This window comes from Flavobacterium sp. W21_SRS_FM6 (genome assembly GCF_052119645.1).
Lineage (GTDB): Bacteria > Pseudomonadota > Gammaproteobacteria > Enterobacterales > Alteromonadaceae > Paraglaciecola.
Genome location: NZ_JBGQOM010000002.1, coordinates 635,437 through 647,736 on the forward strand (window position 1 = coordinate 635,437; position 12,300 = coordinate 647,736).

7 protein-coding genes are annotated in these 12,300 nt (G+C 43.6%); 1 reads left to right on the top strand and 6 read right to left on the bottom strand.

What is annotated here, in order from left to right; translation table 11 throughout:
- Positions 1–137: 137 nt before the first annotated feature.
- The 3 genes from ACEN2L_RS05925 to ACEN2L_RS05935 are packed head-to-tail and all read right to left on the bottom strand — an operon-like array spanning position 138 to position 5,945.
- Complete coding sequence (locus tag ACEN2L_RS05925) at positions 138–1,532, bottom strand: efflux transporter outer membrane subunit (RefSeq protein WP_441742473.1); 1,395 nt, start codon at positions 1,530–1,532, stop codon at positions 138–140.
- Positions 1,525–4,692 carry an efflux RND transporter permease subunit gene (locus ACEN2L_RS05930; protein ID WP_441742475.1) on the bottom strand — a complete coding sequence of 1,056 codons (3,168 nt, stop codon included), beginning with the start codon at positions 4,690–4,692 and terminating at the stop codon, positions 1,525–1,527. Before ACEN2L_RS05930 ends, ACEN2L_RS05925 begins: the two co-directional genes overlap by 8 nt.
- Before the next feature lie 11 nt (positions 4,693–4,703).
- Positions 4,704–5,945: an efflux RND transporter periplasmic adaptor subunit gene (locus ACEN2L_RS05935; RefSeq protein ID WP_441742477.1), complete on the bottom strand. Its 1,242-nt coding sequence runs from the start codon at positions 5,943–5,945 to the stop codon at positions 4,704–4,706.
- A gap of 305 nt (positions 5,946–6,250) precedes the next feature.
- Here ACEN2L_RS05935 and ACEN2L_RS05940 point away from each other — a divergent pair, with 305 nt between their 5' ends.
- The gene (locus ACEN2L_RS05940; RefSeq protein ID WP_441742478.1) at positions 6,251–6,883 is read left to right on the top strand and encodes a TetR/AcrR family transcriptional regulator; all 633 of its coding nucleotides are present in this window, start codon (positions 6,251–6,253) and stop codon (positions 6,881–6,883) included.
- A 38-nt stretch (positions 6,884–6,921) separates the two neighbouring features.
- Here ACEN2L_RS05940 and ACEN2L_RS05945 read toward each other — a convergent pair whose 3' ends face one another.
- From ACEN2L_RS05945 to ACEN2L_RS05955, 3 genes are all read right to left on the bottom strand, one after another.
- Entirely contained in the window at positions 6,922–7,428 is a 507-nt protein-coding gene (locus tag ACEN2L_RS05945) for a DUF4442 domain-containing protein (RefSeq protein ID WP_441742479.1), read from the bottom strand.
- 78 nt (positions 7,429–7,506) lie between these two features.
- Positions 7,507–9,072: a tetratricopeptide repeat-containing sulfotransferase family protein gene (locus ACEN2L_RS05950; RefSeq protein ID WP_441742481.1), complete on the bottom strand. Its 1,566-nt coding sequence runs from the start codon at positions 9,070–9,072 to the stop codon at positions 7,507–7,509.
- Between the two features lie 58 nt (positions 9,073–9,130).
- The gene (locus tag ACEN2L_RS05955; protein WP_441742483.1) at positions 9,131–11,617 is read right to left on the bottom strand and encodes a TonB-dependent receptor; all 2,487 of its coding nucleotides are present in this window, start codon (positions 11,615–11,617) and stop codon (positions 9,131–9,133) included.
- Positions 11,618–12,300 lie beyond the last annotated feature (683 nt).

Here is a 12,300-nt window from a genome sequence, read left to right on the forward strand (position 1 = left end):
AAAATAAAGTTAAATACACAAGGTTGAAGATCATTGATCTTTGGTTTGCTTTATAATTTAAAACGAGATTCTGTCAACGTTTAATTCAGTTTATTTAGTCATAAAAAAATATTTTTTTTAAATAACGCACCTAAGACTCACACCTTAGACGAATCTAGCAATAAACCACCACCGAAAACGCGATAAATTGCCACTAAACTCGCAAAACTTTGCAGTTGAATTTGTGCTTGTTGATCGCGACTGCGCAACCATTCGCGTTCAGCATCCAGCAACTCGTAAAATTCCCCATTGCCTGCTTCATAACGAACCCGTGCAATGATCATCGCTTGCATGCTGGATTTATGTTGCTGATTGGTGAATAACTGCTTTTCGCGGCTTAAATTATACGTATCAACAGAAAGCTGTATTTCGTTCACCGCTTGAAGAACCGCTTGCTCGAAATCAGCCAAGGCCATTTGAGTGCTGGCGTTTGCCGCTTTAATTTGCGCCTTAACAGAGCCTATATCAGAGCCAACCCACGACACAGTTGGCGCAAAAGACCAGGCTTTTGAGCCGCTATTGAGGGCTAAATTTGGACTTGATATGAATCCTAAGAAACCTGAAAACGATAAATTAGGATACAAGTCAGCCGTCACAACTCCGATATTGGCGGTTTGTGCAGCCAATGTTCGCTCTGCGCTTGCCACATCAGCTCGATAGCGCAGATAATTATGACTGCTATCAACAGCAACAGGTTGACTGAGTTCAGGCAAGGCTGTTTGTTCACTTAAGTGTAATTGACCAGGACCATAACCCAATAGAGCAGATAGGGTTGCTTCTGCCTCATGTAGAGTCTGGCGAAACTGAGGAACCGTGGCTTTAACTTCATAATACTGGCTATCAAAACGCGCTAAATCAAAGTTTGAGGCCGTACCAGCCTTTAATCTTACATTGAGGATATTCCGGGTTTGCTGCAAGTTTTCAAGGTTTTGCTGTGCAATTAACAGGCGTTTCTGTGCACTGCGGTATTCACCATAAGACAAGGCGACTTGACTAATAATATCAACTTGCGCGTCGTGCCATAACAGGGCGGCATTGTCTGCTTCTGCAGCAGCAGCTTGAGTGGCGCGCTCAATTTTTCCAAATAAATCCACATCCCAAGATACTTTGCCACCTAAGGCCCAACCTCGGCTGATGGTATTATCATCGAAAGTGGACACCGTAGTATTTTTACTGGTTTGATAAGACGCTTCTGCTCCGACGACCGGTAAACTTTTATTTTGCGCATCGTTAAATAGAGCACGTGCTTTGTCCACATTCGCACTCGCCTTGAGCAAACTGCGATTTTGCTCGAGAGCCAATGCCACTAAGCGGTTTAACTCAGTATCATCAAAGGCTTGCCACCACGTAGTGGCTTGTGCAGCTTGCTGATAGGGCGCGTCTAACTCGATATTTGCCACTTGCTGAGGCGCTATGTACTCAGGACCCACTGTACAACCTAGCAGGGTAACCATCGCTAAACTTACGAGGCTTAATCGATAGGCCTTAAACATGATTACCCTCCTGAGTAGGCGAATTGGTTGTTGAGGAGTGAGACCCTCGCTTGGCCAACACATAATAAAACAATGGGGTTAACACAAGTCCAAACAATGTAACGCCAATCATGCCTGAAAACACCGCAACGCCCATGGCTTGACGCATCTCAGCTCCTGCCCCACTTGAGAAAACCATGGGGACAACCCCCATAATAAAGGCAATAGAAGTCATTAAAATTGGGCGTAAACGTAAACGCCCTGCTTCTAAAATAGCTTGCTTGGCGTGCATACCGTGATCCTGCAGTTCTTTGGCAAACTCCACGATTAATATGGCATTTTTGGTAGCGAGCCCCACCAGCACAATAAGCCCTATTTGCGTAAAAATATTATTGTCGCCACCGTAAATCAGCACGCCACTGAGGGCCGACAACAAGGTCATAGGAATGATCAAAATGATTGCCAGGGGGAGGCTCAAGCTTTCATATTGGGCAGCGAGCACCATAAATACTAATAAGATAACCAAGGGATAAATAAACATGCCCGCATTACCCGCTAAAATCTGCTGATAGGTTAACTCTGTCCACTCGTAAGTCATGCCATTAGGTAGGGTTTCAGCCAATATTTGTTCAATCGCAGCCTGAGCTTCGCCACTACTAAAACCCGGAGCGGGACCACCATTGAGCTCTGCGGTGGTAAACCCGTTATAATGCATCACTCGATCGGGCCCTGCGCTATCAGTCACGTTGATAAAAGAGCCAAGTGGGATCATTTTCCCCTCAAGGCTACGCACTTTCAACTGGCTGATTTGCTCTGCGCTTTGCCTAAATTGCTCATCGGCTTGCATATTCACCTGATAGGTACGACCAAACTGATTAAAATCGTTTACATACACGGAGCCCATATAGGCTTGTAAGGTTTGAAAAACCTCGTCTAGCGATACCGACTGTTGTTTGGCTTTGGTCCGATCAATATCCAGATCCAACTGCGGAACGTTGACTTGATAGCTTGAAAAAACACCGGCTAATGCAGGGTTGGCCCACGCTTTTTGCATGACTTGCATGGTGACCTGGTAAAGCTCTTCATAACCGTAGTTTGCCCGATCTTGAATTTGCAATCTAAAGCCACCTATGGTGCCCAATCCTTGTACCGGCGGTGGTGGAAAAATAGCAATGAAAGCTCCTTCGATAGCAGCAAATTTTTGATTCAAGGACGCCGCAATCGCAGTGGCTGATAGCGACGGATCTTGTCTAGCGCTAAAGTCATCTAAGGGGGTAAATACTATGCCGCTGTTGGGACTATTGGTAAATCCATTGATACTCAAACCAGGAAAAGCGACCGAGTGCGCGACACCGGGCTGAGCTAAGGCGATATCAGACATTTGCTTGATAACCGCTTCAGTACGTTCTAATGAAGAAGCATCAGGCAATTGAGCAAAAGCAACAAGGTATTGTTTGTCCTGACCGGGCACATAACCGGTGGGTGTTGTTGCAAATTGCAGCCCTGTTAGGGCCAATAATGCCACATAGACTAAGCCAACAATTGCGCCAAACCGAATAATTTTACGCACCAACCAGCCGTATCCATCAGATAAGCGAGTAAAAAAGCGATTAAAGGGAGCGAACACCCAACGACCAAACAGGGCATCCATAATGCGGGTCAATCGATCTTTCTTCTCGCCATGGCCTTTCAATAACAACGCTGACAAAGCAGGACTCAGCGTAAGTGAGTTTAAGGCTGAGATAAACGTAGAGATAGTGATCGTTAAAGCGAATTGTTTATAGAATTGACCGGTTAAACCCGACATAAAAGCCGTAGGTATAAACACAGCAGCCAGCACCAATGTAGTTGCTACGATTGGACCGGTAACTTCTTTCATGGCTTTTTGTGTTGCCGCAACAGGGCTCAAACCATCAGCAATGTTACGTTCAACATTTTCAACCACCACGATGGCATCATCCACAACAATGCCAATGGCTAAAACCAAACCAAAAAGTGATAGTGCGTTTAAGGAAAAACCGAGTAAATGCATAAACGCAAAAGTGCCTACCAATGAAACAGGTACCGCCACTAATGGAATTATCGAAGCGCGCCAGGTTTGTAAAAACAGCACAACAACCAATACCACCAGCAAAATAGCTTCAAATAAGGTTTTAATCACCGCATCAATAGAGCCACGTACAAATACGGTTGGGTCGTAAACGATGTCATACGCTAAGCCATCAGGAAAAGAAGTGGCAAGTTCAGCCATTTTAGCTCTGACATCGTCAGATATTTGAATGGCGTTTGAGCCAGACGCTTGAAAAACCGGTAAAGCCACGGCGTATTTGTTATCTAACATGGAACGTAAGGCGTATGTTGATGCGCCTAATTCAACACGAGCAACATCTTTTAAACGAGTGACTTCGCCGCGCGCTCCCACCTTAATGATGATATTTTCAAATTCTTCTACGCTACTAAGTCGTCCTTTCACATTAATGAGCAATTGAAAATCCGCTTCGCCACTGGGTTGGGCACCTAAACTCCCAGCGGCGGCTTGTTGATTTTGCTCTCGAATAGCGGCGGTAATTTGGCTTGGCGATAGGCCCAATGCTGATACTTTATTGGGATCGAGCCACACACGCATACTGTATTCGCCGGCACCAAATAAACGTACCGCACCTACCCCTTCGATTCGAGCCAATTCGTCTTTAACATTCAGGGCAGCATAATTAGACAGATATAGCCTGTCGTAGCGCTCATCGGGAGAGGTTAAATGCACCACCATAGTTAAATCCGGTGATGACTTTTCTGTGACGACGCCTAAGCGCTGAACTTCTTGTGGCAAACGAGGTTTAGCGCGATCGACCCGACTTTGCACCTGAGATTGTGCGCGGTTGACATCAGTGCCGATGGCAAAGGTAACCGTTAAGGTCATACGCCCATCTGAGGTCGCTTGAGACGACATATACAGCATGTCTTCTACACCATTGATTTCTTGCTCTAAGGGCGAAGCAACTGTTTCAGCAATAACCTTAGGGTTAGCGCCGGGATAATTGGCGGTTACCACCACCGTAGGCGGCACGACTTCTGGATATTCAGTAATCGGTAATTGCCATACAGCAATAGCGCCTGCAATAAAAAACAGCAAGGAGAGGACAGCCGCAAAGATTGGCCGCCTTATAAAAAATTGAGATAACATGGGTTTTCCTATTAGCTTCGTGTCACTGAATCATCAGCGTTAGCCGCAAGCTCGGTTTGAGTTTGGTCTAGCAGCAGTTGTGCATTGCGAATGTCGTTTACGATTTCGGGTTTGCTCATCTCAACCAGTTTGGGTTCAATTTGCATATTAGGACGAACTCGTTGCAGGCCATTGACCACAATTTTATCATCTGCAGACAGCCCACCCGTCACGATACGCAATCCATTAAGCTTGTCGCCAAGGGTAACGGGACGGTATTCCAAGGTATTGTTATTCAGCACAAGTACAAACTTGTTGTTTAAATCAGTTCCTATGGCTTTTTCATCAATCAAAATACCGTGGTAAGACTTACTACCAACCAGTTTTAAATGAGCAAACAAACCCGGAATTAATTGGTGGTCTGTATTAGGAAAGCTCGCTCTGACTCGAATAGTGCCGGTTTGTTGATTCACTCGGTTATCGACAAAATCGACTTGGCCAATGTGGCTATAATCTGTTTCGTTAGCGAGTGCCATATAAACGGGATTCGCTTTTTCGTCCCGCGCATCAGCACGCTGTCCGCTATTGGTCAGTTGGGCGTATTTCAAATACGTTTGTTCATCAATATCAAAATAAGCGTGCATGTGCTCAGTAGACACAATATGCGTTAACTGACTCACTCCTGCAGTGACAAAATTGCCCGCTGTGATATTTGCATAAGAGACCCGACCACTGATTGGTGCGGTGATTTTGCTGTAAGACAAGTCTAGTTCGGCGCGAGTTAACGCCGCTTGTACTGAGGCTACTGTAGCTTGTGCCTGTAGTTGTGCCGCGCGGCGACTGTCTAATAGCTCCGCCGACATGGCTTTTTGAGCTGACAACTGCTGGCCACGAATAAAATTAGACTTGGCCAATTCTGCGGCGGTTGTCGCACTGCTTAATTCCGCTTTTAAACGAGCAACCTCGGCTTTAAAAGCGCGATCATCAATAATAAACAGCAATTGCCCTGCTTTAACTAAGGCCCCTTCGTTAAATACCACAGAATCAATATAGCCCGAGACCCTTGGGATCAGTTCCACGGTCTGTGGAGCCTGCAAGCGTCCAGTAAATTCATCCCACTCAGTAATCCGTTCATTTATTACCTTAGCAACCGTAACCTGAGGAAGACCTTGCCCTTGACTTTGTGCCTGACGTTGGTCTTCGTCACACGCCATTAAGACTACTGACGCAACAGCCCCTAAAGCGAGTGCCTTGAATATTTGTGTAATCCTCATTGTCTTTTTCTCCGCTATCCGCACTTTTATATTTGATAAAAACTTTAGTAGCACAACTTATGTACCATGCGGTACAATATATATCGAAACGCAACACAGTCAACTTAATTTTGTACTGACTGGTAAATAAATCTATTCCTAAGGTAGATGTGAAATAAAGCGGTCAGAAGTGAGTAGAAATCGAATTGAACTTATGAACTATTTGATAGACCAATTATTGTACTAATCAGTATATTAGTCTTACTAGACAAGTGCTGAAGCTATATTTACAATGCGTTAACAAAAACAAGTGAGGTAAGCGGAGCATGGCAAGTTCGTGTGCGAATTCGGTAGGAAGACCCAAGGCCTTCGACAGTGAGGTAGCCCTAGAAAAGGCACTAAATGTGTTTTGGCGCAAAGGCTATGACGGTACTTCTTTATCTGATTTAACGGAAGCGATGGGGATTAACAAACCTAGCTTGTATGCGACTTATGGTAATAAGGAACAACTTTTTTTAAAAGCGATAGAGTTTTACGAAAATCGTCCCTGTTCGTTTTTCTTACCTGCCTTAGAAAAACCCACCGCTTACGAAGTGGCCGAATATATGTTACTCAGCGCGGCTGACAGTTTAGCCGACGATAGCCACCCACAAGGGTGTGTTATTGTGCAAGGAGCCTTGTCTTGTAGTGAGGCAGCTGAGTCAATCAAAGAAGCCTTGATTGCAAAACGCCTAGACAGCGAAGCCAAAATTACCGCTCGGTTTGTAAAAGCACAGAGAGCCGGTGATCTGCCTTATGATGCAGACCCAGCAGCGCTTTCCCGCTATTTAGGCACCGTGATGCAAGGTATGACTATTCAAGCAACTAACGGCTCTTGTGCGCAACGATTACGTGAGGTTGCCGAGCTAGCCTTGTTAGCGTTTCCCAAGCAAGCTACCGCAGTAAGTGAAGCCAGTTAACTACACATTTCCTTCAACAATAGGGAGTGACATGCCGCTTACTCACTTGCTCGTCTTGCTTTTTTAGGTACCCAGGCCCAGATCATTTCACATAGTAAAGGCTCGATGCCTGTTGCATCGGTGACCACCACCTGAACATTGATTTCGCCTTTTTCAGTAGTTTGCATCAATTGAATTTGCTCATCCGTTAAGGTGGCTACCGCAGTCATATCGCCCGTTGCTCTTTTAACATAATTCAAATTCATGCTTTTAATTAGCGGCAATTTATCACCCGGTAAATTGATGCCGACAATAAAACCCGTACACGACTCAGCCAACAAGGCCATAGCTGCAGCATGCACACTGCCTATGTGGTTTTGCGCCTTTCGATAATTTTTTTGTCGATAAGTTGCTGTTTTTCCGTCGGTGTAAATAACTTCGATACCAGTAGTCCCTGCAAGTTTTACTTTATAGCGAAAAACTTTCGTCATCAAAAAAGCGCTTAGCCAGCGCGGGTACTGATTTACTTTATTCACAAACGCGCGCAACGGGTTTCTTATATTCATTAAATTGCCACCTGGTTTGACCAGTGGCAAGTTTGCCTCTTCCTGCCTTAAGTTACAAATGGATTTTAGCGATGCAAATTAATACGGAATATTTTGTTCATCAAAAAATTGCTGTAAAGCGGAGGTCGCAGCACCGTATTTGCGCCAACGGCCAATAGAGGAGGTATTGATAGGGTCACGCACTTGTACTTTACTTGCGGTTGAAACGGGCGCTTGGTTAGTTTCAACGTGTAAACACTGTTCTTGCCAATCAAGTTCGCAAAACTGCAAAAGTTGCCTAATTTGCTGTTCTGGCTCTTGTACTAGCTGTTCGTAATTTAGGAATAAAACGTTATTTGAATGCTGAGTTTGCCAATACTGTCCTAGCCGATAGAACTCGGCATAAAAACGACCAATAGTAAGTAGGTCGAAGGCATACGCATAATAAGGGCTGTTAATCGTAAAAAGCTGACGAAAATTTCCAATACAGGTATCCATGGGGTTACGCTGTAATAGTATAATTTTTGCGTTAGGCAAAGCTTGTTTGATCAATCCGATATAAAAAAAATTAAAGGGCAGTTTATCCACAAAGCGTGGGGCCGTCCCTCTTATCGCTGCCGTTTTTTGCATATAACGCTGCCCCAAAGCTCGCATATCAATATGCTTACTCGCACTCAATGTTTCGACATCCAGCACCTTGACTGAAGAAGTTCGAGTTAACTCTTTCACAGCTATTCCAAAATCTTGTAATTCGCCGCAGGAATCAACATGACTATGATTGCTCAGTATGCGTTCAACCAGTGTCGTCCCTGATCGAGGCATGCCCATTACAAAAATTGGCGCATTAGCGTCACAACCATGTATTGTATTATTCGTATTTTCAATGAGTAAACGAGACTTGGCGAATAGCTCGACATCCTGAGAAAACTGATAATCAATACTTGATAGTTTCGTTGACTTGGATTTCTGCAGCATAGCAAACGCTTTTTGATGCTGTCCCAGCGCTTCATACTCTTTTGCTAATGCATGACCTAAATGCAACACCCCATCAGGCTCAGATGATATTGCTAGTAGTTTCTCTAAACGTTCGATGTGGTTATCGTCTTGAGATACCTTACCTAAGTCAGATAACGCAAAGTGCGCTTGGTAATGATCTGGTTTTAGGCGGATTGCTGTTTCAAATGCTTGGCGTGCCTGGGTAAACAAACCTGCAAATTTACTCGACACTCCATAGTTATAAAAGAATGCCGCGTTGTTTGGATTTAGTGACATGGCCTTTTCAAAAAAAGCCAGCGCCTTCTGGTGCGCACCGACTCGACTGAGAGCCACACCAAGTGTATCAAGTGTCAGAGGGTCGCTGACTTGATCAATCGTAACATGACTGATACTTGCTAGCGCTTGAGACATATTTCCTTGTAAAGCGTAACACTTACATAAGTGAGCGTAATATTCGATACTTGCACTGTATTCTAATGCTTTTTGGATAAGTTGAATGGCTTTATTGATCTGTCCTAATTCCACATTGATCATTGCCAACAAAAAGTAACTATCCCCGTGTTGTGGATTTTGCTGAATGATCTCCACGCAATAGCGATGCCCTTTTACATAATCTCGGTGATTGATAGCCTCTTGTGCTAAGCGATGCAGTTGTTTTATCGTATTCATATTTTCCAAAAAATAGGGGCACTGCCAGTGCCCCTATTTAAGCGTTTAATCTTTTTCCTTACAATTCAAAGTTGTAAGTAAATTTCAAACCGACCTTCCGTGGGCTTAATAAAAAATGCCCATAACCACGTAATATATCCACTCTATTTGAGTCAACATCAGGTGGAACAGCTAACCCGATATCACCAAGATTTGATCGAGCGGAAGTATAGGCATATTCATCAAATAAGTTGTCAATATACAAAGTGACAGACCAATCATTTTCAGAGATTGAAGCACTGATATTACTTAGTGTGTAACCATCCAATGACTCACCACTTTCGCGATTTCCAATTTGGGTGATGATATCGCTTTGTGCTGTTAGACCGTAAATAACATCCAATAATTTACCATTTAATATCTCAGTGGAATATTTCAGCCCAAATGAAAACTGATGCTCAGGTGAACCAGGTAAACGGTCGCCACTCAGCGCGTCGATATCACCATCCCCATCAGCCGCCCCGTCTCCATCTCCATCACCAAACAAACCCAATACATCCTCAGATAATTCAGCCCTAGTAAACGAGTAGGTTGCATAAGCGGTTAACTCATCACTGATAATGGCACGGCTTGAAATTTCGACTCCCTTGGCGGTTGCCTTGCCCGCATTTGTGGTGATAGGTTGCGAACCATTCAGGGTTGCGCCTGCAACCTGAGCATCTTCCCAATCTACGTTAAACAAGGCGGCATTAAAATGAAGCTTATTCTTTAACCAGGTACTTTTAAATCCAAGCTCATAGTTTGTCGTTGTATCTGCGTCATATGTTTGCTCAAAAGGTAAGGCACAAACTTGTTGCTGATCTTCAGGTACTGTTGGATCACAAGCCCCCACACTGTTTGCGCCGCCTATTCGGAAACCTTCACTGATAGTAGTATAAACGAGGACATCTTTAGAAAATTGGTAACTCGCATTAAACTTAAGCAAATTGCCACTATCATCGTCTTTTACCTGCAATAAGTTAAGAATGGTTTCATCTGCGCTACGAAAATCGCCGTCTTCCTCTTCGGGGACGATTGACGTGTAAAGCAGCGGAAAATCGACATCTGACATAATTTCAACGTCATATTGATAAAACCGCGCGCCAATTGTTACATTCAACTTGTCAGAGAACTCGTAGCTTAGCTCACCAAACAACGCTTTTTCAGTCGACTCAATAAAATCAACTGAATAATACTCAAGAGAATCAGGGCGATAGTTTCCACCTGTTTCCCATACATCTACCGCATATTGATCAAAACCTGGAGTGAATTCTTTACTGCTGCCTTCAGAGTCAACATTGTAGTAATAAGCCCCAAAAATCCAAGACAGGGCAGAATCACCTTTTGACACTAAACGGACTTCTTGAGTAAATATATCAGCTTCATCAAGCTCACGAGTGTAAGACGAAAATGCGGGAAACTCTTCATAGCTATATGCTAATCGAATCAACAAATCACTTTGGTCGCGCTGCCCATCTGCTTTGTAATGGGATTGACCGGTAGCAGAAACGAGCTCGGCATAACCTAAATCAGCGGTCATTTCTAAACTCAATAAAGAATCTGTCTTTTCACGAGGCTCTTCATACCTATAGGAAGACTCATATTTGCCTATCAAGGCGCCTAGCGGGTTTTCAGCAGCCAAGGCGTTGTAATGAACGATAGAACGCCCTTCAACATCTTGTTTTTGATAAAAGTAAGTTAAGGTTGCGTCAAATTTTTCATTTGGCTGCCACCGTAAAGCGGCACGTCCAGTTAGAGTGTCTTCTCCATTCGCATCTTTTACTTGGCGCAAGTTATCATCGATATCTGATTGATTTGACCAATCAGGATCAGGAAGAGATACACCACCTTCTCTGACCACATAGTTATAATCGATAAAGCCAGGATCTTTGAACTTGTTAAGTGACACACGTAAACCAAGCTCACCTTCCACCAAGGGTGAATTAAAAACAAAGCCGCCTTCCCCGCCTAAACTATCACTTTCATTTAATGAAAATACATCCCCATATATTTGGCCTTCAGTAATATCTAATTCAACTTTTTTAGGGATATAACGAATGGCACCACCAAGGGTTCCAGCACCATAAAGAGTACCCTGGGGACCAATAAGCACTTCCACACGCTCAATGTCATTTAGACGCATATTAATAAATAAAGGTATTTCGCCCAAATAAGTCGCAACGGTACCACCGTCTGAACTGGGACCAGAAGAGTTAGTATTTAGACCACGAACAATAATAGGCGAATCGCTACGACCCCCTTGATCTGTTACCGTTAAACCTGGTACCCAACGAGCTACATCTTCTAAATTTCCAATATTTTGCTCTGACAACACATCGGCATTTAATGCTGTTATGTTAAGCGGCGCATCCTGCACTGTTCCTGAGCGACGCGTCGCAGTGATTTCGATAGTTTCAATTTCCTTATCAACAGATTGCGCCTGCACATGTGCGGCGGGCAATATTGTTGACGATACAGCCAAGGCAATCGCCGAATAATTGAAAAGCAATTTATTGTTAAATATCATTTATTTTCTCTTAGAGTTGGAACATATATTTGGGGCGTATAAAGTTAAAAACATGAAGCATGAACTATGCCGTAATCTTGTTTATAAACAGTCGCTACTTGAGCATTTGAATGGCGAAAAATGCATAGTTATACAGAAATTTAGCAGATACACCCAACAAACTTGCAAAGCCTGCGGATTATACTCACCAAACAAGTGCATTTGAATCACATATTCAGTAATAAAATAAAAGAATTATCAAAAGAAAAATTGGATTAGGTGGAAATTGATTCATTTTGGGGCATTTAAATTCGCGAATAAATATGCAAAAGAACCAGACAATATTCATGTGCCATAAGTCGGCTGCGAAAATGATGCTCAATGCCCCAGTAAGAATGAGTTCCCTAGCATTTGATCCCATCATTCACATAGTTGTGAATGCACACTGTTTGTCGCGCATAAAAATTCTAGCGGGTTACATTTTTGAGTTAGGACGAGATTTGCAAACGCCAAGCGCGAAGTCGCACCCCTTGGGGTCGCACAATGCAGATAATTGCTGTTAAATCTATTACCTGATTGAATTTGGAGCGGGAAACGAGATTTGTGAATGCCAAACGCGTTGTCGCCCCCCTTGGGGTCGCACAATGCAGATAATTGCTGTTAAATCTATTAACTGATTGAATTTGGAGCGGGAAACGAGATTT